The following is a 23,683-nucleotide window of genomic DNA, read 5'->3' on the forward strand; positions in this document are numbered from 1 at the left end:
CTCACGGTCGCGCCCGCGCCGCAGGGCCTTCGCCGGTCGGGCCCGGCACCCTGCTCGGGGAGGTGTACCGCAAGCTGTTCCTCGGCTGGGGCGTGACGGTTCCGGCGGGCGCGACCGCCGAGGTCGGGGTGGGAGGGCACGTCCTGGCCGTCCGCCCGTCGAAATGAGGGCTCTCACTATGGGTCCAGGGGCAGAGGGCCCAGTCGTGCTCGGCTCGTGGTGTCCGTTCCGAGGTTCTCGTTCAACTGTGTCATCAGCGGGACCATCTGGGTGCGGCTCATCTTGCGGAGGCGTCCTTCGTGCGTCCATGCGCGCACAGCGGTCGGGTCCAGGAGCAGGACTTCAGGCGTCCAGTCGGCGCGGAAATGGATGACGGCCCGCATACGCGGCACCCACGTCAGCTTGCCCGGTTGCCGAAAGCCGGGGAAGGGTGGGAAGCGGGGCGGCTGCCAGCCGGGGCCGTGCACCTGTCGCAGTTCCCTGGCACGCATTTCCAGTTCCTGCTCGGCGGCGGCGCGGAACTCGTCGTAGGTCTCCTGGTCGCCATAGAGCAGGACCAGAACGCTCTCCGGGCGTCTCAGTCGGATCACCTCGGCCAGTTCCCACAGGGTGCCCCGGCTGGTGCCGGCCACGAGGAGGACCAGTCGGGCGTCCGCGATCAGCGATGTGACCGTGGGCTGCCAGTCGTGCAACGGCAGGTAGAGGCGGCGGGATCCGGTCGGGGGGAGCGCCTCGTCGGGCTCTCCGACGGCGAGCGGCCGGCCGAATCCACGGAAGATCCTGCACACGCCTTCTTCCAGTGTGAGCGAGCTGCCGTTGACGAGGCTGCCGCCCACCCCCTGCCAGCGGCTGAACGCATGCGGCATCAGCCGGCCGGTGGCGTCCTCGGCAAAGGGCCGCAGATACAGAACGTACGGTTCCCGCTTGGCCTCCTCCAGCGTCCTGACCACCCGGACATGGTGGCGCCGCCCACGACGCCGCATCCGCATGCCCAACAGCAGCGCCATCGCACCCCAGATCCCGCAGCCCACGACGACCAGGAGCTTTCGCCACAAGGGCTCGCCGTCCGGCACAGGGATGAAGACGGTCTTGAGCCGGACGGCTGCCGGCAGGAAGAAGAGGACTCCCCAGAGAGTGCTGACCATGCCCACAAGCCGCAGGACGCAGCCGAGCAGCGGCCGCTGCCGGCGGCGGGGCTTGCCAAAGGGCGGAAGAACCTGGCCCGTCGTCATACACGACAACAGACCGGAACAACGCCCGACTCACAAGCGAACAGCAAAAAATTCACCGCGCGGCGGGCCCGGCGTCATGGCCGGCGAGTTCCGCCCTGTGTCGGCGGGGCCGTCCTCCGTGGGCGAGTGGGCCATAGCCAGCGGGCGGCAGTCAGGGCGAGCGCGCCGCCGAGGATGTTGAGGCCTACGCGGACGGCGGCGGCGTACCAGGGGACCGGCCGGTCGTAGTCGCCGAGGAGCAGCAACAGGATCGGCGCGGCCAGGGCCCAGTAGAGGTAGTTGGCGGGGCGCCAGCAATAGGCGGCGGCACCGGCAAGGCCGACGATGACGGCGACGGCGGTGAGGCCGGGCTCGGCGAGCAGGATCAGGGCGGTGGCGATGCCGCCGATGGTGTTGCCGAGGACCCGTTTGGTGCCTTTGGTGCGGGTGGCTTCGGGGGTGGGCTGAGCGGTGAGCAGAACGGAGGTGACCAGCCAGTGCATCTCGCCCCCCAGGTGGCCGCTGAGGGTCAGGAGGCTGGCGACGGCGCCGACGAGCACGGCCAGGCGGGCGGCGTGCCGCCACCGCGGCCGGGCGGGCACGGCTGTCGGGGCGGGCGTGTCGGGGCGCGGGCGGCCCCAACGGGGCAGGAGCAGTGCCGAGGCCAACAGGCCGCCCGCAAGCTGTTCCAGGCCGGGCACGGCCGGCGAGGCGCCGCTGCCGGTGATGCCGACCATCAGCACCGCCAGCGGGGCGATGGTGCCGATCCGGGGTGCGAGGGCCCCGGTGGCCGCCGCGACGGTCACCCCGGCGGCCAGCAGCCAGGTATGCGGGCCGATCAGCCAGACGTAGATCCCGGCGCCGGTCAGGCAGACGGTGCGGGCCAGCAGGATCCGTACGCGCTCGCCCCCGCCCGCCGTGGCAGGCAGGGGCAATGCCACCAGCGCGACCGACAGCGCCATCGATGCGCCCACCGCCGGGTGCCCGGCCCAGACCGCCGCGAGCAGCGGTACCAGCAGCGCGAAACCGGCAACGATGCCCGCAGCGGGATCGGCCCGGCCGGTGGGGCGCCACAGCTCCCGCCACACCCGCCGCAGCCGCCCACCCCACCCCACAGAGCCGGCATCGGCGTCGGGTACGGGCATCTGCGTCTCTCCTCCGGCCGCGATCCGGGATCACCCCCTCGCCGACCGTAGAGGACCCCGGCGGTTTCGTCCGCTACCCGTGCGGACGACACCTCTGCATCACGCTCGTCGGCTCAACTTTCGGGGTGCTGGATTCCAGCCGGGCCGATTTCCCGCTTGTGAAGTCCGGCCCTCATGGGAACGCTGTTTGCTCGCACTTCTGGCATATTCAGGCCTTCAGGAGGGAACAGCCATGCCCTTCAGACATACCGCCGTCGGCGCGCTCGTCGTGGGTCTCGTGCTCACAGCCACGCCCGCGGCCCCGGCCGCGGCCGCCGTGGCACCGGCCCTCCCGCCCGGCTGCACCAGCAGCGACCTGCCGACCGGTGGCGTCCGTATCGTGTGCACGGAGGGGCTCCGTTCCTACGACGGGCCCCTCAACGGCACCGACAAGGCGGACATCATCGAGGTCAGGGGCGGCGACGCCGTCAGCGGCCACCTGTACGGCGTGGTCAACGGCCTCGGCGGGGACGACGTCATCGTCGTCGACAGGATCCTCGCCGGCGGCAGCGGAGGCAACATCCGTGGATTCATCGACGGTGGTGACGGCGACGACGAGATCAGCGTGACCGACAAGGACAAGTGGAGCGTCCAGGGCACCATCCACGGCGGCGCGGGCAACGACACCATCACCACCGGCGACGTGTCGTCCCTGGGACACATCAACGGTGCCGCCGGAGCCGACGAGATCACCACCGGCGCCGTGTACAGCACCAGCATCGAAGGCGGCGACGGAGACGACACCCTCCGCCTCGCCTCCTTCCGCGTCACCGCGGTGGACAAGTCGAGCAGGCTCGACGGCGGAACCGGCGACGACACCGTCACGGTCGGGGAACTCGGCGGCCCGCTCCGCGGCGGCCCCGGCGAGGACGACATCACGGTGGACAGGACCTCCCGCCTGTCGTCCCGCCTGCCCACCCCTGTCACTGTCGACGGCAACGAAGGCGACGACGTCATCCGCACCGGCGCGATCGGCAACGACTCCGAGGCACGCCCCGTCTACATCCGTGGGGGCGCCGGAGCCGACCTCATCGAGGTGCCGTCCGTCGGGCAGGCCGCATACGTCACGGTCTCCGGGGACGACGACGATGACGTCATCCAGGGACCGGAAAGCACGGCAGTTGCCGTCGGCGAGTACGGGACCGTCGACGGCGGCCCTGGCGACAACGTCTGCCGCACCGACAACCGCGCGGGCGGCACGGTCGCCAACTGCCCGGCGTAGCGCTCAGGCTCCCACGCAGCACGGGCGCGAGGCGGGAAGCCCGGTTCATTGCCAGAAGAGTTCTTCGATGACGATCTGCGGGTCTGCGGTGCGTCGGACGAAGACGAAGCGGGCCCACCCCCGGCCACCGTCGAAGCCGAGGACGTGGGGGCCGCGGAAGCGGGTGGACCTGGCGGGCTCGACCGGGACATGCTCCCCCGGCCGGTAGGGGTCCTTGGCGGTGAGGATGTCGATCAGAGCGTCCCGGAACCTGTTCCTCGCCTCTTCGGGCAGTGAGTCCCGGTACGTGCGGGCGGATTCGACGTAGTCGATCTGCCAGGGCGGGCCCATGAATCCATCGGTCACTGACCGGGCTCCGCGCGGCCGGCTTCCCGGCGCAGGTGTGCGGCCTGTTCGAGGAGGGCGCGGGCCTCAGCGGTGTCGCTCGCTTCGGCGGCGCGGTCCTCGAGGTCGCTCACCTGGGCATCCAGCTTCGGGTTGCGGGCGAGGGCGTACTCGGTCCACCAGCGGGCCATGAACGCCGGCACGGGTGTCAGGTCGTAGGTGTCGGCGATGTCCCGCTTCCAGTGCCGGTCGAAGTCGGCCAGAAGCTGCGGCGCGTGGGAGGCGATCGCTTCCCGGAGCGCCTTCGGGTTGCGTTCGGGCATCGGCGGAACGCCGGCCGGTCGCTGTGTGGCGGAGTGGGCGCTCACGCGGCCTGCCCCTTGTCCTGTCCAGTCTTGGCGGCGTCGTTGAGGATCTGACGGACGCGGGAGTCGGAGAAGCCGGCGGCGCCCGCGATCTCGGCCTTGCGGCCATGAACAGGCTTGGCCTCGAACGCGCGGACGATTGCAGCATGGAACTCGGCCTCGGCCTTCTTCCATGCGTGGCGCGCCGAGGTCACGGCGTCGAGGGCGAGGTCCTCACCCTTCTTCCTGATCATGGCCCCGAATCGTATCAGGATCCGCACTTTTCTGCGTTTTCATCTTCGGAACCAGGCGGAGACGGACCGCCGGTCGCGCCGCCTCGAGGGCGGCCGCACCGCACTCGCCCGGACGACGGACACGCATGCGCGCCCCCGGCCTGGACAGCGCGGCCCCGATCACGGTCGGGATGCCGCTGAGGACCGATCAAGGACGGGGCGGGGAGTCCGCCGCCTAGCGTCGGCCGGGTGAGACGAACGACCAGTGGCCGGAGGGAAAGCGATGGGTAGGACACTCGCGGAGAAGATCTGGGACGATCATGTCGTCCAGCGCGCCGAGGGCGAGCCCGACCTGCTCTTCATCGATCTGCATCTGCTGCACGAGGTGACCAGCCCGCAGGCCTTCGACGGCCTGCGCAAGGCCGGGCGCCCGGTCCGCCGGCTGGACCTGACCATCGCCACCGAGGACCACAACACGCCCACCCTCGACATCGACAAGCCGATCGCGGACCCGGTCTCCCGGGCTCAGCTGGAGACGCTGCGCGCGAACTGCGCCGAGTTCGGCGTCCGGCTGCACTCCCTGGGCGACGTCGAGCAGGGCGTCGTCCACGTGGTGGGACCGCAGCTGGGCCTGACCCAGCCGGGCACCACCGTCGTCTGCGGCGACAGCCACACCTCCACCCACGGCGCCTTCGGTGCGCTGGCGTTCGGCATCGGCACCAGCCAGGTCGAGCACGTACTGGCCACCCAGACGCTGCCGCTGGACCGCCCCAAGACCATGGCCATCACGGTCACCGGCGAACTGGCCGAGGGTGTCACCGCCAAGGACCTGATCCTGGCGATCATCGCCAGGATCGGCACCGGCGGCGGCCAGGGCTACATCCTGGAGTACCGCGGCGACGCCATCGAGAAGCTCTCGATGGAGGCCCGTATGACCATCTGCAACATGTCCATCGAGGCCGGTGCCCGAGCGGGCCTGATCGCCCCCGACCGGACCACCTTCGACTACCTCAAGGGCCGCGACCACGCCCCGGTGGGTGCGGACTGGGACGCCGCCGTCGCGTACTGGAAGACGCTGCGCACCGATGCGGACGCGGTCTTCGACGCCGAGGTCGTCATCGACGCCGGCGAGCTGTCCCCGTTCGTCACCTGGGGCACCAACCCCGGCCAGGGCGCGCCCCTGTCCTCGGCGGTGCCCGACCCCGCCTCGTACGAGGACGCCTCCGAGCGCCTGGCCGCCGAAAAGGCCCTGGAATACATGGGGTTGACGGCCGGGCAGCCGCTGCGTTCCATCCAGGTCGACACGGTCTTCGTGGGGTCCTGCACCAACGGCCGCATCGAGGACCTGCGCGCCGTCGCCCAGGTCCTCCAGGGCCGCACAATCGCCGACGGCGTCCGGATGCTGGTCGTCCCCGGCTCCGTCCGGGTCGCTCTGCAGGCTGTCGAGGAGGGGCTGGACAAGGTGTTCACGGACGCCGGCGCCGAGTGGCGGCATGCCGGCTGTTCCATGTGCCTGGGCATGAACCCCGACCAGCTGGCCCCCGGTGAACGCTCCGCGTCGACCTCCAACCGCAACTTCGAGGGCAGGCAGGGCAAGGGCGGCCGCACCCACCTCGTCTCCCCGCAGGTGGCCGCCGCCACCGCGCTCCTCGGCCACCTGGCCTCGCCCGCCGACCTGACCGACGTCCTCACGCCCGCCGGAGTCTGATCACCCATGGAAGCCTTCACCACGCACACCGGCCGGGCCGTCCCCCTGCGCCGCGGCAACGTCGACACCGACCAGATCATCCCCGCCCACTGGCTGAAGAGGATCACCCGCGACGGCTTCGAGGACGGGCTCTTCGAGGCCTGGCGCAAGGACCCCGACTTCGTGCTCAACCGCCCGGAGCGCCAGGGCGCCACCGTCCTGGTGGCCGGCCCCGACTTCGGCACCGGCTCCTCCCGCGAGCACGCGGTCTGGGCGCTGCAGAACTACGGCTTCAAGGCCGTCGTCTCCTCCCGATACGCCGACATCTTCCGCGGCAACTCGCTGAAGAACGGGCTGCTCACCGTGGTCCTGCCGCAGGAGACCGTCGAGGCGCTGTGGGAGCTGACCGAGAACGACCCCACCGCCGAGATCACCGTCGACCTCGTCGCCCGGCAGGTCCGCGCGGCGGGGATCGAGGCCCGGTTCGACCTCGACGAGAACGCCCGCCGACGCCTGCTCGAGGGCCTGGACGACATCTCCCTCACCCTTCGGAACGAAGCCGACATCGCCGCGTACGAAAGCTCCCGGCCCGCCTTCAAGCCCCGCACGACCCGGCCCGAGCCCCGTGTCCTCGACCTCGCGGTGATCCCCGGTGACGGCATCGGCCGGGAGGTCGTGGCTCAGGGCCTCAAGGTCCTCACCGCGGTCCTGCCTCAGGATGTGAAACTGGAGACCACGGAATACGACCTCGGCGCACAGCGATGGCACCGCACCGGTGAGACCCTCCCGGACGAGGAACTGGACTCCCTCAAGCAGCACGATGCGATCCTGCTGGGCGCGGTCGGGGATCCGTCCGTGCCGTCCGGGGTGCTCGAGCGGGGCCTGCTGCTCAAGCTGCGGTTCGCCTTCGACCACTACGTCAACCTGCGCCCCTCCAAGCTCTTCCCGAACACGGCCACCCCGCTCGCCGGGCGCCCGGACATCGACTTCGTCGTCGTCCGCGAGGGCACCGAGGGCCCCTATGTCGGCAACGGCGGCTCGCTGCGCACCGGCACCCCCGCCGAGATCGCCACCGAGGTGAGCGTCAACACCGCCTACGGCGTGGAGCGCGTGGTCCGCGACGCCTACGAGCGCGCCCAGGCCCGCCCCCGCAGGAAGCTCACCCTGGTCCACAAGAACAACGTCCTCGTGCACGCCGGTCACCTGTGGAAGAACACCTTCGACCGGGTCGGCCAGGAATACCCCGAGGTCACCACGGACTACCTGCACGTCGACGCCGCGACGATCTTCCTCGTCACCGACCCCGCCCGCTTCGACGTGATCGTCACCGACAACCTCTTCGGCGACATCCTCACCGACCTCGCCGCCGCCGTCACCGGCGGCATCGGACTCGCCGCCTCCGGCAACATCAACCCCGACGGCACGTTCCCCTCCATGTTCGAGCCCGTCCACGGCTCCGCACCCGACATCGCCGGCACCGGAAAAGCCGACCCCACCGCCACGATCCTCTCCGTCGCCCTCCTCCTGCGCCACCTCGGCCACGAGGACGAAGCCGCCCGCATCGAGACGGCCGTCGCGGCCGACCTGGCCGAACGCGACGGCACCTTCCGGACCACCGAGGAAATCGGCGACGCCCTCGCGGTGCGGGCCGCCAAGTAGCCCCGGCCCCGCCGAACCAGTCTTACCGCGCGTGCCGCACCGGCCGTCCGACTGCCGGGGCGGCACGCGCGTTTCCCGATCCACATCCACCTCTCATCGGCCAGTTTTCCGCTTGCCGAACCGACTCCAGGAAACCGGGCACATAAGATCATGACGATCGAACCAGTGAATCTTCAGAAGACGCTCGACACCTTCAGCGAGCTGTGGAGCCCGCGCATCGTCGCCCAGTTCAATGATTACGACGTCCGCGTCGCGAAGTTCCACGGAGAATACCTGTGGCATTCCCACGAGGACACCGACGAGTTGTTCATCGTCGTGGCCGGCCGGCTGGTGATCCATCTGCGCGAGGACGGCAAGGAGCGCGCGGTGACGCTCCACCAGGGCGATGTGTACGTGGTACCGCGCGGCACCGAGCACAAGCCCGTGTCCGACGAGGAGTCCCACATCCTCATGGTCGAGCCGACCGGGACACTGACCGTCGGGGACACCCACGAGGAAATCCCGGATTATGTCGACGCGACGACGGGGCACCACCTCGGCTGAGCCGGTCGGATTCCCTGCATGCGAATGCCGGGCCTTCGGGAGATCCCGAAGGCCCGGCATTTCCGCACCCGCACCGCGGACTAGGCGGCCGGATCCCTCCGGCGCTGCCCCGCGGCCAGGATTTCCGCGCGGACGGCTGCGACCACCTCGTCCTCGCACTCCCGCAGATAGTGGTGGCCGCCGGGGAAGGTCCGTACCCGGACATCGGCCGCGGTGGCCTCCGTCCAGGCCCCCAGTTCCTCCGCCGAGCACGTGTCGTCTGCCGCCCCGCCGAACACCGACAGCGGCGCCCGCAGCGGCATCAGCCGGTCGGGCCGGTAGCGGTCCAGCAGCGCCAGGTCGGCCCGCAGCGGCGGCAGGATCAGGGGCAGCAGGTCCTTGACGTCGTACACGGCCGCGTCCGGTCCGCCCAGCCGGCGCATCGCCGCGACCAGGTCCTCGTCGCTCAGCCGGTGCCGGTGCTCCCCGTCGATCCGGTGCGGTGCGGGACGCGCGGAGACGAAGATGTGGTCCATCACGAACCCCTCCTCGCGCTCCAGGCGACCGGCCACCTCGTACGCCAGTCCCGTGCCCATGCTGTGCCCGAAGAGCGTCATCGGGACGTCCAGCAGCGGCCGCAGGGCGTCGGCCACCCGGTCGGCCATCTCGCTCATGTCCCGGATCGGCTCCTCGGCGAGCCGGTCCTGCCGGCCCGGGTACTGCACAGCGATCAGCTCCACTCCGGCCGGCAGCCGGCCGGCCCAGCCGGCGAAGGAGCCGGCGGTGCCGCCCGCGTGCGGCAGGCAGACCAGCCGGCTGGTGACGGGGCCCTTCGTAGCGTGGCGGCGCAGCCACTTGTCCACGGAACTCACTCCCCGCTCCCCGCGCTCGCGCGCAGCTCTTCCAGTGCCTCGCCGAGCCGGTTGATGCCCTCGGCGACCACCCATTCGTCGGGACTCAGGCTCAGCCGGACGCAGCGCCTGCCGTGTGTGCGCAGGAAGGGCGTGTCCAACGGCTCGACGAAGAAGTGACGGCCCGGGACGATGAACATCCGCTTGCGCCTGAGCAACTCGTACAGCTTCAGGTCGTCGAACCAGTCGTGATCGATCGTCAGCCAGCAGAACATGCCGCCGTCGCTGGAGTGCAGCCGCCAGTCCAGGGAGTCCGGCAGGGCCTCGGTGAGCAGTTCCTCGGCCATGGCCCGCTTGGCCTTGTAGTAGGGCTTGATGTACCGGGTGGTGAGCACGTCGATGTGGCGGGTGCTCAGCGCGCGGGCGACGACGTTCTGGAGCAGCTGCGGCGCGTGCAGCGTCGAGTTGGCGATGAAGGACACCACCGGGTCGATCAGCTCTGCCGGACCGATCGCGAAGGCGATCCGCTCACCGGGCAGACCGGCCTTCGACAGGGTGAAGAGGTTGATCACGTGCGGGTGCAGGACGGGGGCGAGCCGCGTCTGCACGACCCCGGGGAAGGGCTCCCCGTACGCGTGGTCGACCACCAGTGGTACGTCGTGCGCCTCGGCGGTCCCGATCAGTGCCTTGAGTTCGGCGGCCTCGATGCTGCTTCCGGTCGGGTTGGCCGGGTGGGAGAGCAGCATCATGCCCATGTGCTGTTGCCGGGCCAGGGCTTCAGTGTCCACGGCGTAGTGGAAGGAGTGCGGGCCGTCGTCGACGATCAGTGGCTCGATGCCGGCGACGCCGCCCGCGTCCAGGCCCAGTCCCTGGTAGCCGGTGTAGTCGGGAAGCCGCGGCAGGACCAGTGGCCGCAGCACGTCGTCCGCGTCCGGGCCGGTGTGGAGGGTGGTGAGGATGAAGGACAGCATCTGGCTGCCGGGGCCCACGACGACGTTCTCGGGTCCGATCGACCAGCCGTAGGTGATGTTGAAGTATTCGACGACGGCTTCGACGAGGGCATTCGTGCCGCGGGAGGGGCCGTAGCGGGTGCTGGACTCGACGAACCGGTCGTCCAGGGTCTCCTGGACGAGCCGGTGCCAGGCGGCGACGACCTCGGGGATGAGGGAAGGGTTGCCTGGGCTGAGGTTGAGCCATTCGCCGCCGTTCGTGTCCCGGCCGGCGGCGGCGATGTCCTCCATGATGCTGCGGATGCCCGACAGACGGGACATCTGCCGGCCCCGACTCGATAGCTGCACTGAGGGCTCTTCCTGTAGTGGTGGGAGATGACACGGCGGCGCGCCGGGGACGGGCGGAGGCCCTGTCCCCGGCGGCGCCGCGAGGGGCCGGCCGTACCGGCCGGGCGATCAGGCGGCCGAGAGGGCCGTTTCGATGTGCTCCGCGATCTCGGCGACCGTGGACTTGCGGAAGAGCTGGTCCATCGGGACCTCGATGCCGAGCTCGGTGAGGATCTCCCGCTGGATCCTGGTCATGATCAGCGAGTGGCCGCCGAGGCTGAAGAAGTCGTCCGTGTCGGAGAACTCCTCGAGCTTGAGCTCACGGCTCCAAATGGCGTGGATCTTCGATGCGATCATCGTTCTGCGTTCCTTTGCGGTGGTCCGATGGGGAGGGCGGGGTCGGCTCCGATGGGGAGGACGGCGTCAGCTCGCGGGCCGGCCGAACGGGGTGCCGTGGCTGTTCTCGGTGCGGATCCGGTTGTGGTCGTAACGGTTCTCGCCCGCCACGAGGACGCTGCCGTACTCGGCGAGGTCGAACGTGGCGCCGTGGGCGCTGAAGGAGTCCTGGTCCGGGTAGACCCGCACGTGCGTGGGGACGTACCGGCTGGCGATCGCGAAGCGGGTCTCGCGCTCGGTGTTGTTCGGGGTGGAGCCGTGCACGCAGGAGGCGGTGAAGATGACGGCCTCGCCCGGCTTCATCTCCAGCTCCACGACGTCCTCGGGACGCGGCTGCCAGTTCGGGTCGATCTTGAAGTCGGCGAAGTCGTAGCCGAAGAAGCCGGTGTCGGCGTGGGCGACGTCGTAGTCCGTGCTGCGGCCGGCCTGGGTGGCCTTGTGCTCGTCGAAGATCCAGTCACGCTGCGAGCCGCGGACGAACTTCATGCACGCCGTGTCCTTGGTGGCGGGCGTGAAGGTGGTCCAGACGGTGATGTCGATGTACGCGTTCCACTCCGACTCGGTCGGCAGGAGCTGCGGCTTGCCGTTGGCGTAGCTGTAGTCGCGCACCTGGTGCCATTCGGTGGCCTTGGCACCGGGGAACTTCGGGAACCACTCGGTCCGCCAGTTCAGGACGTCCGGGCCGAGGATCGCGGTGAGGTACTTGACGATCGTCGGGTGGGTGATGTGCCGGCTGAGCTCCGGGATGTCGAAGTGCCGGTCGTAGTTGACGCTGTTCTTGTACAGGGCGCGCGAGGAGTCCTGGTTGTTGATGCGGATCTCACGGATGAGGGCCGCGGCCTCCTCCGGCTCGTACAGCTTGATGGGGCCGGTGAACCCGTCGATGCCGAACTGCTCGATGTCCGCCTTGATGTCGTCGGGGACGACGGCGTTGCGGGAGATCTGCGCGGACGGGGTCGGGCGCTGCTGGTCGATGCTCATGCGGAGCTGTTCCTTTGCTCGAATGGATTGTGGGTGGGAACGGAGAAGGCCGGGAATCGCCCGCCGGGAGCCCGGCGGGCCGCGCGGGTCAGCCGCGGGCCAGGGCGGCCAGCGCCCGGCGGTCCGTCTTCCCGTTCGGGTTCAGGGGGAAGGTGTCGAGGACCGTGAACTCCTGCGGGACCATGTTGCGGGGCAGGGTCTTCAGCAGGTCGCGGTAGAGCACCCGGGTGTCGAGGGTTCCGGTGTCGAGGGCTCCGTCGGCGGGCAGGACGAAGCCCACCAGGCTCAGTTCCCCCGCGTCGTCCGGCAGGGCCAGGACCACGGCGTCGTCGACGAGGGGGTGGGAGCGGACGCCGTGCTCGACGTCACCGAGGTCCATCCGCATGCCGCGGATCTTGACCTGGGCGTCGACCCGGCCGACCACCACCAGCTCCCCGGCGGGGGTGGCGTAGCCGCGGTCGCCGGTCCGGTAGAGCCGGACCGGGCCGTCCGGGGTGGCCAGTTCGGTGAACCGACGGGTGTCGGCGGCGGAGGCATTGAGGTAGCCGGCGCTGACGCTGATGCCCGAGATGCAGATCTCGCCGGTCTCGCCGTCCGGCACCTCGTTCAGGTCGTCGTCGAGCAGGCGGATCTCGGTGTTGTACACCGGTTCGCCCACCGGCGTCGCCGCGCCGCGGTAGCGGGCGTAGTCACCGAGCACGTGCGAGGTCGCCACGTCCGTGCACTCGGCCACCCCGTACTGGTGCAGCAGGACACAGGAGTTGCCCTCCTGGGCCGCCCACTCCTCGACGCGGGAGACGGTGAGCGGTTCCCCGCCGATGAAGACGTGGCCGACCCGGGTCAGGGCGTCGGTCCCGAGGGCCCGCTCGTGGTCGATCAGCACGTACAGGGTGCTCGGTGCGCAGTGCAGTTGGCGGACGCCGTGCGTCTCGATCAGGCGGTAGGCCATGCCGGGGTCGAAGACGCGGCTGGGCAGCAGGTGGAGGGGGGCGCCGCTGAACAGCGGTGCCATCAGGCCGCGTTGACTGATGTCGAAGCCGAAGGAGCTGACCGTGAGCCCGCCGGCCGTTGCGTCCAGCCCGTACTCGACGCGCAGCCACTCCAGCAGGTTGTACCAGCCCTCGTGCCGTACGGCGGTGGCCTTGGGCGTGCCGGTGGAGCCGGAGGTGAACACGACGTAGCACAGATCGTCGTTGGAGAGGTCGACGACCGGGTCGGTGGCCGGCTGGGCGTCGAGGTGCCCGGACAGCTCGTCGATGAGGATCAGCTCGCCCGGGGCCCCGGCGATCAGGTCACGGGTCTCGGCCGCGGCCACGTTCAGCTTGATGGCGTCGAGCTGGGAGACCATGAGCCGCAGGCGCTCGGCGGGGTACGTGGGGTCCAGCGGCACGTAGGCGGCGCCGGCCTTGAGGGTGCCGAGGATCGCGACCAGGAGGTCCGGCGTACGGTCCAGGCAGACTCCGATGACGGAGCCGCGGCCCGCTCCGAGGGCGATGAGGTGGTGGGAGAACCGGTTGGCCCGCGCGTTGAGCTCGGCGAAGGTCAGCCGCTCGGCGCCGCAGGTCAGCGCGGTCCGCTCGGGATACTGCCGGGCGTGGGTCTCGAAGACCCGGTGGACGAGCAGGTCTTCCGGCAGCGCGAGGCGCTTGCCTGTCAGGGACATCGGGTCCGTTCCTCTCCAGTGCCCGGGATTCCGGGGCCGGTGTGCGGGGAAGCGTGGGTGGGCCGTCAGGCGACGGCGGTGGCGAGCTCGCCGGTCAGGCCTGGGCGCGGTTGACGGCGGAGGTGACCGCGCCGAGCCGGGCGCTGTCCTCGTCACCGGCGAGCGCGGCGCCGTACCAGGTCGCGCCGTCCAGGGTGATCTCGGCGTAGGCGGCGTACTGCGTGCCGAGACCGTCGCGGAGCGTGTGCCCGCTGATCTCGGAGATGCCGACCGCGAGGCCGGTGGCAGCCAGGGCGTGGGCGTACGCGGCGGCCGCGTCGGCGCCGGAGCCCGTCAGCCGCTCCTCGCGGCCGTCGCCGTGGACCACCAGCGCTTCCACGGTCGCCGTGTCCTCGTCCCGGTTCAGCCGGAATTCCTTGAGCAGCAGCGCGGGCCGTTCGAAGTCGAGGTACGTCCGGGCGAAGATGGCCCGCAGCTCCCGCGAGGTGAGCTCCACTCCGTCGCCGTCAGCGACCTGCTGCACCTTCCGGGCCAGTTCCACCCGCATGCCGCGGGGCAGGTCCAGACCGTACGCGCTCTTGAGCACGTGGGCGACGCCGCCCTTGCCCGACTGGCTGTTGACGCGGACGACCGACTCGTACGTCCGCCCCACGTCCTTGGGATCGATCGGCAGGTACGGCACGTCCCACGGCACCTCGGTGGTGGGGACGCCGGACTCGGCGGCCCGGCGCTCGATCGCGGCCAGGCCCTTGGCGATGGCGTCCTGGTGGGTTCCGGAGAAGGCGGTGTACACAAGGTCCCCGCCGTACGGGTAACGCGGCGGCACCGGTAGCTGGTTGGCGAACTCGACCGTGCTGCGGATCTCGTCGATGTCGGAGAAGTCCAGCTGAGGATCCACACCCTGGCTGAACAGATTGAGCGCCAGCGTGGCCAGGCAGACGTTGCCGGTGCGCTCGCCGTTGCCGAAGAGGGTGCCCTCGACGCGGTCGGCGCCGGCCATGACGGCCAGCTCCGCGGAGGCCACCGCCGTTCCCCGGTCGTTGTGCGGGTGCACGGACAGGATCACCGCGTCACGGCGGTCGAGATTGCGGTGCATCCACTCGACCTGGTCGGCGAAGACGTTCGGCGAGTCGGTCTCCACGGTCGTCGGCAGGTTCAGCGTCACCGGGCGGTCCGGGCTCGCGTCCCACAGCGCGGTGATGGAATTCGACACCTGGAGCACGAATTCGGGCTCCGTCACGTTGAACGTCTCCGGCGAGTACTCGAAGCGCAGCCGCGTGTCCTTGACGGCATCGGCCCGGCGGACGATGTGCTCCGCCGAATGGAGTGCCATCCGCTGGACTTCGTCCGCGCTCATTCCGAAGACGACCTCACGCCACAGGCATGCGGTCGCATTGCACAGATGGACCATGGCCCGGTCCGCACCCTCGATGGCCTCGAAGGTCCGGTCGATCAATTCCGGCTTGGCCGGTGTGAACACGGATATGGTCACGTCATCGGGAATCCGGTCCTGCTCGATCAGCGTGCGGAGAAAGGAGAAGTCCGTGTCGCTGGCCGACGGATATCCGACCTCGATGTCCTTGAACCCCATGCGCACCAGCAGGTCGAACATCCGGCTCTTGCGCTCGATGTCCATGGGGCTGCTGAGCGCCTGGTTGCCGTCGCGCAGGTCGACCGAGGCCCACAGCGGCGCCCTCACCAGCGACTTCGAGGGCCAGCCACGGTCCGTCAGCTCGTGCGGAAGCCGGCTTCCCGACCTCTCGTACCGCTGGAACGGCATGGCCGAACCGCGCTGCGCATTCCACCACTGCTGGTCCGCGTGGCGCGGGCCGCCGGGGGTGTTGAGTCGCGACACGACGGGGGGTGACGGCGGCGCCTCAGTCATTTCATGCCTCCCTTGAATACGGTGCAGCAGACGATGAGCCGAATGTCTCGTCCGGGGATGTCGACAACTTATGAGGAGTCGTCCTCGATACATCCCCAGCCGGTCCTCAGACCCGCCTCATCCGGTCTTCACTGTGGTTTCCGGCAGGGCAGCCGCATGCTCGACGTCAGGGAGGTCGGGGAGATCCGGAACGTCCGGCCTGCGGAGCGGCTGCTCCTGTGGCAACACGCCGCAAAGTTTCAGGAGCGGCCCGGTAATGGCGGTCGTCACGACTGCCATCACGACCATCATGGAATAGAAGCTCTGGTTGACAAGACCCATCTCCAGTGCCACCGCCACGATGACGATCTCGGTGAGCCCCCGGGTGTTCATCAGCACGGCAGCCGGCAGGGCCACGGTATGAGGCAGCCCGGAGAGCCGGGCACCGGCATAGGCGCCGCCCGCCTTCGAGAGCACAGCCACACCGATCACGGCCGCCAGCGTCAGAAGGGTGGTGACGTCGAAGGCGGACAGGTCGACCTTGGTGCCGGCCAGCACGAAGTACAGCGGGAGCAGAACATGGCCCATTTGCTCCATGTGCCGCATGATCTGCGTGCGTATCCCGCCCAGGGCGTTACGCGGCATGACCGCACCGAACGCGAACGCGCCGAAGATGAAATGGATCCCGAGCCACTCCGTGGCGGCACACGACAGCATCAGGCCCACGATCAGGACGGGCACCAGCCGCTCGGCACCCGCTTCCCGCCGCCGGGCCCGCTCGACCACCACGCCCAGCAGCGGCCGGACCACGACGAGCATGGCGAACAGATAGACCGGCACCAGCGCCATCCGCCACTGGCCCGCGGCTCCGGCGTAGGCCACGACGGCCGCCAGGCAGATCCAGGCGACCAGATCCCCCACGGCCGCCGCGGCCAGAGTGAGGTTGCCGACCGGATGGGTGCTCAGGCCGCGGTCAGCGAGGATCCGGGCCAGCACGGGGAAGGCCGTGACCGACATAGCCACGCCGACGAACAGGACGAAGCCGGTGCGATGGCCGGCGGCATACTCGTGAGCAAGCGGAATCGCGAGCGCCACGCCCGCGGCCAAGGGCACGGCGACGGAGCCGGCGACCACACCCAACGTGGCCTTCCTGTGGTTGCGCAGGAAGGCACCGTCGATCTCGTAGCCGATGAGGAACATGAAGGTGGCCAGGCCCACGTTGGCCAGGGCCCCCAGGAGGGGCTTCACCTCGGCGGTCAGCACGGCGTCGGCCCCTGCCTGGGTGATGATCATCGGGCTGGCGAGCAGCCCCGCGCAGATCTCGCCGACAACGGCGGGCTGGCCGACCCGGCGGGCGAGTGCCCCGAAGACACGGGCGGCGCCCAGGGCGAGCGAGAGCGCGAGAAAGAAGTCCGCGACGGTATGTCCTGTCATGAGAAGACTCCGGAGGAAGGCGCAGGTGAGAGGAGGCGCGGGTGAGGAAGGCGCGGGTAAGGAAGGCGCGCAGGTGGGAGGAGGCACAGGCGCAGGAAGGCGCGGGTGAAGGAAGACCCGGAACGGTGAGGGTGGCGGTAAGCGCGGCGGATCAGGCAGCCAGCGGCTGCGCCGGCACGCGGCACGGGGAAAGGCCCGTCCCGCTCGCGCCGTCCGGGTCGGACAGTTGCGCGCAGTAGATCTTGACGAGCGGGTGCAACCGGTAGCGGCCGGGCTCCGGCTGGAGCAGCAGGTGTTCGTCGACCAGCTCCTCGAGAACCTGCTCGACGGCGAAGGGCGCCATCCCCGCCAGCGCGGCGGCGGCCCCGACGTCCGTACGGTCCCCTTCAGCCGCGCCCAGCATGCGCAGCAACTCCTGCTGCGTGGCGTTCAGCTGACGGTACGAGGCATCGAAGCATGCGATCAGGCCGCCGTGTTCCGTCTGCAGTTCGCCGAGCCGCAGCACGGGGTCCGCGAGCCGCTCGGCCAGGTGCTCCACCGGCCACGAAGGCCGCCTGCGCAGGCGCGCCGCGGCCGCGGAGACGGCCAGCGGCAGATCGCCGCAGTGCTCCAGGATGCCGCCGACCGTACCGGGACCGGGCTTGGGGTGCCGGTCACCGAGCAGCCGGCAGAACAGCTCGTACCCCTCTTCCCGGGGAAGCGGGTCCAGGGACAGCACCCGGGTGGGGGACAGCGCGGTCATCGTCAGCCGTCGCCTGCTGGTCACCAGGGTCAGGCAGCCTTCGCCCGCCGACAGCAGGGGGCCTATCTGCTCGGCGTCGGCGGCGTTGTCCAGGACCACCAGCATCCGCCGGCCCGACGTACGGCTGCGCCACAGCGGTATCAGGGCGTCGACCGAGGAGGGTAACTCGGACTCCTGTAATCCGGAGAGCATGAGCAGCCGGCGCAGCGCCGCCCGGTGGCTGAGCGGGTCCCGGTCACAGGTGTGGCCCTGCAGGTCCAGGAAGAGCCGGCCGTCCGGGTACTGGTCCGCGAGGCGGTGGGCGACATGGACCGCGAGGGCGGTCTTGCCGACACCGCCCATGCCGTCGAGGAACAGCACCCGTTGCGGTCCGGGCCGTGTCCCGTCGGAGAGCAGCGCCTTGATCTCGGCGGCCCGGCCCACGAAGTGGCCGATGCCGGAGGGGAGGCTGTCCATCGCGGAAGCCTGGTCCGCGACGGCCGGGACCGTGGCGGCGGGGGCCGGTGTGGCCTGAACCGGCTGGGTGAGCGCGACGGGCGTCGCCGCGTCGGCGTCCTCGCGCAGCATCAGCTGATGTATCTCCAGCAGCTCGGGGCCGGGACCGAGGCCGAGCTGATCGGCGAGGCGGCGGCGGGTCTGCTCGAAGACGCCGAAGGCACGGGCACGGGCGCCCGAGCGGTGCAGCGCGAGGACGTACTGAGCGACCATGCGCTCGCGCAGCGGGTACTCGGCGACCCAGGCGGCGAGTTCGCTGATGAGGCTCTTGTGCCGGTCCCGGGCGAGTTCGAGGTCGATGCATTCCTCGGCGACCGACAGCCGGACCTCGTTCACTCCGACGATCTGCTCCCGCAGAACGGCGCTGTCGATCCCGGAGAGCATCGGCCCGGTCCACAGGGACAGTGCGGCGCGGAACTCTGCGATGGCGTCGGCCGGCCTCTGCTGACCCAGATGTGTGCGGGCCCGTGCCAAGTGGCGGTGGAACTCCCGGAGGTCCAGCAGGGCCTCGCCGATATCGAGTTGGTAGCCGTCGGCGACGGGAGTGATGACGGCCCCGCTGGGGGCCAGGATATGGCGCAGGTCGGACACGGCGTTGCGGATCTGCTTGCCTGCCGTGCTCGGGGGAGCTGTCCCCCATACGGCGTCGATCAGGCGCCCGATGGAAGTGCGCCGGCTCTCCGTGGTCAGGAGGGAGCCGAGCACGATCTGGTGTTTCATTCCTCGCAGGGGTACCGGGCGTCCGCCGACCTTGAGCTCAAGCGGGCCCAGAACCCGAAACTCGACTTCGGACATGAAGTTGAGAACCCCGATCTTGCATTCCGAAACGGATGAGCACGATTGCCGTGCACGCGACGCCGAGTGCACATGGGGGTGGGGAAGCGAGTGCCCGCCCAGGACCGGGGTGGGGCCCTGGACGGGTGCCGAGCGGTGGCATCGCCGTCCCCCCGGAGGCGATGCGAGAACGTTGGATCCGCTCGTTCGAAGACGGCCCGGATCAGCCTCTGTGGAGGGATCCCGGGTTCTTGGACTCCGAGGTGCGAGCAGGCTCGGCCGGCTCGGCCGCCTGCTCGGGTTCCTGCCGGGCGGCCTGCTGCCTGAGGCGGCCCTGTGTCACGGCCAGCAGCGCGCCGGCCAGCATGACGACGGCGCCTGCCATCTGCAGTCCGCTGAAGGACTCACCGAGGAAGAGCACGGCGCAGGTGACTCCGAACACCGGGACCGTGAACATGACCACGGTCGCGGTCGACGGGCTGACCACGCGCAAGCCCCGGTAGTAGAAGAGATAGGCCACGGCGGTGGGGCCTGTCGCGAGGTAGGCGAGGTTCGCCCAGGTCACCGACGGCAGCCCGGACCACTCCACCTCCGAGAAGGACGGCACGGCGAAGACCAGCAGGGCGAGGGCTCCGGCGAGAGTGCCGAAGGTCGTCGCACGCAGCGGGTCCATGCCCACCAGGACCTTCTTCGAGGCGATGCTGTAGACCGCCCAGGACAGCGCGCCGAGAAGGTAGACGAGGTCACCGGTCAGCCGGGATCCGCCCGACGTCAAACCGGCGCCGCCGTCCGCGCCGATGAAGAACACCACGGCACCGGCGACCCCGAGGGCGAGACCGCCGATGCGGGCCCGGGAAGCCTTCTCCCGGCCCAGGGCCAGAAGAATTCCCGTGGTGATGACCGGACTCAGCACCGGAACGATGATGCTGCCGTCGATCGAAGGGGCCAGCGAAAGGCCCCAGAAGAAGAACAGGTTGTACGCGCATACTCCGATGAGGCCGACGGCCGCCGCACGCATGATCTGACGACCGGTGAGTACGGCACCCCGCGACTTCCGTCCCATGAATGCGAGCAGAAGGAGCAGGATGAGTGCGCCGCCGCCGAATCGGAGAACCGCGGCGACCTGATGCGGCATATGCCCGACAACCGACTTGGAACTGGCGAATGCGCTCCCGAAGAATGCCATGGTCGCCAGCAGGTACAGATACGCGGTGGCAGATTCACTCTGCGGTTGCGCTTCTTTTTTCACGCCACGATTCCCTACGGAACGTCACGGGTGCATTCGGGCACCCTTGATGATTTTGTCCACCACATTGCGCGGCCCGTACACGGCCATTCCGACGAGGTCCAGCTCGTTGCGGTGCACGGCCCGGACCGCGGCCCGGTTGTCCCGGTCGTTGTTGGTGGTGAAGAGGTCGGTGGTGAAGACCGACAGGGGCACTCCCCGGCCGACCGCCCGCTGGTGCGAGGTCGTCAGGGCCTCCTTGCTCGCCTCGAAGACCAGCACGGGTTGCCGGAACATGGGCAGGTACTCGGTCTCGTCGGCGTCCGAGTACGGCTCGCCGATGACTTCCGGCACCTTTCGGCCGATTCCACTGACCAGAAAGGCGGTCATGTTGAGGCGCTGCCACACCTGGAGATCGTCACGCAAGACCACGGCGATCTTTGTCTCAAAACGAACGGGCTCGTTCACGGATTCCATATGTTGGATTGAACCCTGACGCCCCTGACCAGGTCTTGTACGATCTTTGCATGGTTGATCATCAGCAGATCCGTGCTTGGCGTCCCGCCTTGGCGGGAATCGACGAAGTCTTCCATGCCCGCATCACCGACCACGTCTATCCCATGCATACGCATGACTCCTGGACGCTGCTGATCGTCGACGACGGCATGGTCAGATACGACCTGGACCGGCACGAGCACGGCGCCCTGGATCAGCTGGTCACCCTGCTGCCCCCGCACGTCCCACATAATGGACGCTCGGTCACCCCGACCGGTTTCCGCAAAAGGGTCGTTTACCTCGACTCTTCTCAGTTGGAGGACAGCCTCATCGGACTCGCGGTCGACAGCCCGGTCCTGGAGGACCCGCTGCTGCGCCAACGCATTCACCAACTGCACGAGTCCCTTGAGCACCCCGGCGACGAACTCGACACGGAGAGCAGACTGGCGCTGGTGTCCGAACGGCTTCGCGACCACCTGCAGCGCCGGGTCGAGGACCGTACCCACGTACGCGACGCCGGCATCGCGCACCGCCTGCGGGACCTCCTCGACGCGAGATTCGTGGAGGGCATCAGCCTCCAGGAGGCCTCGGACACCCTGCACGTCCACCCCGCGCACCTGGTCCGGGTGTTCAGCCGGGAGTTCGGCATGGGCCCCCATCAATACCTGACCGGCCGCCGCGTCGATCTGGCCCGCAAACTCCTCCTGAGCGGCATGTCACCGCGCCTCGTGGCCGTCTCCGCGGGCTTCTACGACCAGTCCCACTTCAACCGCCACTTCAAGCGCAGCCTGGGCACAAGCCCGGGACGCTACGCACGCAGCGGCCCGCAGAGCGACCTGGCACCGACTCAGATCTGACGCCGGCCACACGGATCCCGTGTGATCGATGCGACGGAACGCCACGGTAGTGATCCGTCCGGGCTTCCTGTCGGGCCACAACCTCTGGTGATCACGGACCGTAAGCGGAAGGATACGCCGAGTCCGAACCCGCCGTCCGTGCAGGGGAGCGCTCCCCCTGCCCCTGACCCCTGGCCACCACCACCCGGCCGGGGGTCCGGTCATTGAGCGGGCGCCTGCGTCGTACACGAACCTGCGGCTGTCGTTTCGTCCCTGCCTCCGGAGGCGCGATGAAGTTGCTCCGAAAGCCGACGACCAACACCCAACCCCCCATCTCCACAAGCGAACAGCTCCTCTTCAGCGGCGTCCTGCGCCACGACAAGGCCTGGGCCCAGTACGAGGACCCGCTGCTGCGCATGAGCTTCTGGTCGATGGCCCGGCAGTTCCCCGCCATGCTCGCCGTGATCGCCCGCGTCGCCCGGCGCGAGGACCCCCGCGCCCTGGTCGTCCTCCTCGGCGCGCAGCTGGCCTCCGGCGTCATGACCGCGTTCCTGCTGGTGTCGATCAATCAGGTGCTCGTCGCGCTGTTCTCCGACGGCCCGACGGCCGACAAGCTGTGGGACGCGCTCCCGGCGCTCCTGGCCGGCGGCGCGGCGTCCAGCGGATCGGTGCTGCTGGGCTGCCTGATCGTGAGGGTCGAGGGCCGCCTGTACCCGAAGATCGAGCTGTCCTGCACCACGACCTACCACGCGATGATGGCGCGGGTGGAGATGTCGGCGATGGAGGACAAGGACATCCACCGCAAGCTCGCCATGGGCCGCTACGGCACCAACTCGGTGCGGCGCATGCTCTCCCACTCGGTGTGGGTCATCAGCGGCCTGCTGAGTCTCACGGCCGCCGCCGTCGTCCTCGCCTCCCTCCACCCGCTCCTCGTCGCCGCGCTCGCGCTGATCGCCGCGCCCCGGTGGTGGGGCGCGGTCGTCGTGATGCGCCGCGCCTACGCCTCGCGGCATGTGTGGATCGACCACACGCGGGCGGTCGATGTGCTCACGTACCCGATCACGCGGGCCGACTCCGCCCCGGAGCTGCGGGTCCACGGGGCCGGACGCGTCCTGGTGAACGCCTCCGAGGACATGGGCTACACAGCTGCGAAGGAGAAGGAGCGCCTGGCCAACGCCGAGGCCGCGACCGAGATCGTCGCGGCGACGATGTCCGGGACGGCCCGCGTGCTCGCGTACGCGCTGCTGTGGTGGCTGCTGGTCGCAGGCGGCATGCCACTGGCCGCCGCCGGTACGGCCGTCTTCGCGATCCGCAATGCCACCGGCTACCTGAACACGGTCGTCAGCCAGCTGAACTACATGTTCGAGGAGTCGCTGTACCTGACCGACATGAACGAGTCGGTCAAGCTCGGCCGGCAGCACGCCATTCCCACCGGGGGCACCCCGGTGACCGGGACCGGGCTCGAGGTCGTCCTCGAGCAGGTGACATTCCGGTACCCGGGTGCGAAGAAGGCCGCGCTGCGGGACGTGTCGCTGACGATCCCCAGGGGCAAGGTGGTGGCCCTGGTGGGGGAGAACGGATCGGGCAAGACGACGCTGGCCGCCCTGGTGGCGGGGCTGTACCTGCCCACGGACGGCAAGGTCTCGTACAACGGGGTCGAGATCCACGAGGCCGACCGGGAGGCGGTCTTCGACAAGGTCGCGCTGCTGTCGCAGCACGTCCAGGCGTGGCCGATGACCGTACGGGCCAACGTCCACATCGGCGACGGGACGAAGCCGATGCTCCAGGAGAACGTCGAGGCAGCGGCGGAGAGGGCCGACGTCCGCACGGTCGTCGAGGAGCTGCCGGACGGGTGGGACTCGATCGCCATGAAGGGCTTCGAGCGAGGAGTGAAGCTCTCCGGTGGCCAGTGGCAGCGCGTCGGCGTCGCACGCGCCGTCTACCGGGAACGCGAGCTCGTGATCGTGGACGAGCCGACGGCCGCGCTCGACCCCAGGGCCGAGATCGAGATGTTCCAGTCCCTGCACGGCCTCACGGACGACGGCGTCACATCGGTGCTGCTCATCACACACCGGCTCGCGGCCACCGCCTCCGCGGATGTGATCTACGTCCTCAACCAGGGCCGACTGGTCGAGGCCGGATCACACCAGGAACTGATGGCCGTGCCGGACGGCCACTACAGGGAGCTCTACGAACTCCAGGCCTCCCAGTACGACACGACGACCGCCGAGACCAAAGTGCCCACCCAGAGAACGTGACCCGTC

Annotated in this window: 20 protein-coding genes and 2 pseudogenes; 7 read left to right on the top strand and 15 right to left on the bottom strand. The window is 69.6% G+C overall.

The annotated features are described in order from the left end of the window. Positions 1-176 precede the first annotated feature (176 nt). Both ACIG36_RS05795 and ACIG36_RS05800 read right to left on the bottom strand, forming a co-directional pair. Positions 177-1,232 carry a hypothetical protein gene (locus tag ACIG36_RS05795; protein ID WP_399922560.1) on the bottom strand — a complete coding sequence of 352 codons (1,056 nt, stop codon included), beginning with the start codon at positions 1,230-1,232 and terminating at the stop codon, positions 177-179. A gap of 74 nt (positions 1,233-1,306) precedes the next feature. After that, a complete protein-coding gene (locus tag ACIG36_RS05800; RefSeq protein WP_399922564.1) occupies positions 1,307-2,356 on the bottom strand; it encodes an FUSC family protein in 1,050 nt (349 codons plus the stop codon). Between the two features lie 232 nt (positions 2,357-2,588). Between ACIG36_RS05800 and ACIG36_RS05805 the strand changes: the two genes are divergently transcribed. Beyond that, on the top strand, positions 2,589-3,617 hold the full coding sequence (locus tag ACIG36_RS05805) for a hypothetical protein (RefSeq protein WP_399922567.1): 1,029 nt from the start codon (positions 2,589-2,591) through the stop codon (positions 3,615-3,617). Between the two features lie 45 nt (positions 3,618-3,662). Here the strand turns inward: ACIG36_RS05805 and ACIG36_RS05810 are convergent, their stop codons facing one another. From ACIG36_RS05810 to ACIG36_RS05820, 3 genes are read right to left on the bottom strand one after another with little or no spacing between them, the layout of a single operon-like run. Then, positions 3,663-3,962, bottom strand: coding sequence for a hypothetical protein (locus ACIG36_RS05810; RefSeq protein WP_399922570.1), 300 nt, complete (start codon positions 3,960-3,962; stop codon positions 3,663-3,665). Beyond that, complete coding sequence (locus tag ACIG36_RS05815) at positions 3,959-4,264, bottom strand: DUF6247 family protein (protein WP_399923955.1); 306 nt, start codon at positions 4,262-4,264, stop codon at positions 3,959-3,961. The genes ACIG36_RS05810 and ACIG36_RS05815 overlap by 4 nt, the downstream gene beginning before the upstream one ends. A gap of 41 nt (positions 4,265-4,305) precedes the next feature. After that, entirely contained in the window at positions 4,306-4,539 is a 234-nt protein-coding gene (locus ACIG36_RS05820) for a hypothetical protein (RefSeq protein ID WP_399922573.1), read from the bottom strand. A gap of 262 nt (positions 4,540-4,801) precedes the next feature. Here ACIG36_RS05820 and leuC point away from each other — a divergent pair, with 262 nt between their 5' ends. From leuC to ACIG36_RS05840, 4 genes and pseudogenes are all read left to right on the top strand, one after another. After that, a complete protein-coding gene (leuC, locus tag ACIG36_RS05825) occupies positions 4,802-6,226 on the top strand; it encodes a 3-isopropylmalate dehydratase large subunit (protein ID WP_399922576.1) in 1,425 nt (474 codons plus the stop codon). A gap of 6 nt (positions 6,227-6,232) precedes the next feature. Further along, a pseudogene (gene leuD / locus ACIG36_RS05830) lies at positions 6,233-6,814 on the top strand (3-isopropylmalate dehydratase small subunit); the annotation flags it as partial. 15 nt (positions 6,815-6,829) lie between these two features. Next, positions 6,830-7,864 (top strand): annotated as a pseudogene (locus tag ACIG36_RS05835) (3-isopropylmalate dehydrogenase); the annotation flags it as partial. A 150-nt stretch (positions 7,865-8,014) separates the two neighbouring features. Further along, positions 8,015-8,407 carry a cupin domain-containing protein gene (locus tag ACIG36_RS05840; RefSeq protein WP_399922579.1) on the top strand — a complete coding sequence of 131 codons (393 nt, stop codon included), beginning with the start codon at positions 8,015-8,017 and terminating at the stop codon, positions 8,405-8,407. An 80-nt stretch (positions 8,408-8,487) separates the two neighbouring features. On the opposite strand, the gene ACIG36_RS05845 is transcribed toward ACIG36_RS05840, so the two are convergent. The 10 genes from ACIG36_RS05845 to ACIG36_RS05890 form a co-directional block, all read right to left on the bottom strand. After that, on the bottom strand, positions 8,488-9,258 hold the full coding sequence (locus ACIG36_RS05845) for a thioesterase II family protein (protein ID WP_399922582.1): 771 nt from the start codon (positions 9,256-9,258) through the stop codon (positions 8,488-8,490). Continuing rightward, on the bottom strand, positions 9,255-10,508 hold the full coding sequence (locus ACIG36_RS05850) for an aminotransferase class I/II-fold pyridoxal phosphate-dependent enzyme (RefSeq protein ID WP_399922584.1): 1,254 nt from the start codon (positions 10,506-10,508) through the stop codon (positions 9,255-9,257). The genes ACIG36_RS05845 and ACIG36_RS05850 overlap by 4 nt, the downstream gene beginning before the upstream one ends. Before the next feature lie 135 nt (positions 10,509-10,643). Beyond that, entirely contained in the window at positions 10,644-10,871 is a 228-nt protein-coding gene (locus tag ACIG36_RS05855; protein WP_399922587.1) for a phosphopantetheine-binding protein, read from the bottom strand. A gap of 66 nt (positions 10,872-10,937) precedes the next feature. Continuing rightward, complete coding sequence (locus ACIG36_RS05860; RefSeq protein WP_399922590.1) at positions 10,938-11,891, bottom strand: chlorinating enzyme; 954 nt, start codon at positions 11,889-11,891, stop codon at positions 10,938-10,940. An 88-nt stretch (positions 11,892-11,979) separates the two neighbouring features. Next, the gene (locus tag ACIG36_RS05865; RefSeq protein WP_399922592.1) at positions 11,980-13,554 is read right to left on the bottom strand and encodes an amino acid adenylation domain-containing protein; all 1,575 of its coding nucleotides are present in this window, start codon (positions 13,552-13,554) and stop codon (positions 11,980-11,982) included. 94 nt (positions 13,555-13,648) lie between these two features. Then, on the bottom strand, positions 13,649-15,439 hold the full coding sequence (locus ACIG36_RS05870; RefSeq protein ID WP_399922595.1) for a 2-isopropylmalate synthase: 1,791 nt from the start codon (positions 15,437-15,439) through the stop codon (positions 13,649-13,651). A gap of 117 nt (positions 15,440-15,556) precedes the next feature. Next, positions 15,557-16,939, bottom strand: a complete 1,383-nt coding sequence (locus tag ACIG36_RS05875; RefSeq protein WP_399922598.1) for a cation:proton antiporter — start codon at positions 16,937-16,939, stop codon at positions 15,557-15,559. Between the two features lie 64 nt (positions 16,940-17,003). Beyond that, positions 17,004-18,809 (bottom strand): BTAD domain-containing putative transcriptional regulator, encoded by a 1,806-nt coding sequence (locus ACIG36_RS05880; RefSeq protein ID WP_399922601.1) that lies wholly within the window; start codon positions 18,807-18,809, stop codon positions 17,004-17,006. A gap of 277 nt (positions 18,810-19,086) precedes the next feature. Next, on the bottom strand, positions 19,087-20,112 hold the full coding sequence (locus tag ACIG36_RS05885; RefSeq protein ID WP_399922604.1) for a DMT family transporter: 1,026 nt from the start codon (positions 20,110-20,112) through the stop codon (positions 19,087-19,089). A gap of 21 nt (positions 20,113-20,133) precedes the next feature. Further along, positions 20,134-20,565: a DUF2000 family protein gene (locus ACIG36_RS05890; protein ID WP_399922607.1), complete on the bottom strand. Its 432-nt coding sequence runs from the start codon at positions 20,563-20,565 to the stop codon at positions 20,134-20,136. Between the two features lie 50 nt (positions 20,566-20,615). Between ACIG36_RS05890 and ACIG36_RS05895 the strand changes: the two genes are divergently transcribed. Both ACIG36_RS05895 and ACIG36_RS05900 read left to right on the top strand, forming a co-directional pair. Then, positions 20,616-21,440 carry an AraC family transcriptional regulator gene (locus ACIG36_RS05895; protein WP_399922610.1) on the top strand — a complete coding sequence of 275 codons (825 nt, stop codon included), beginning with the start codon at positions 20,616-20,618 and terminating at the stop codon, positions 21,438-21,440. Positions 21,441-21,709: 269 nt separating this feature from the next. Further along, positions 21,710-23,677 (top strand): ATP-binding cassette domain-containing protein, encoded by a 1,968-nt coding sequence (locus ACIG36_RS05900; RefSeq protein WP_399922612.1) that lies wholly within the window; start codon positions 21,710-21,712, stop codon positions 23,675-23,677. The last annotated feature ends 6 nt before the right edge of the window (positions 23,678-23,683 follow it).

The sequence above is a fragment of the Streptomyces sp. NPDC053048 genome (genome assembly GCF_044547045.1).
In the GTDB taxonomy this organism is placed as follows: Bacteria; Actinomycetota; Actinomycetes; order Streptomycetales; family Streptomycetaceae; genus Streptomyces.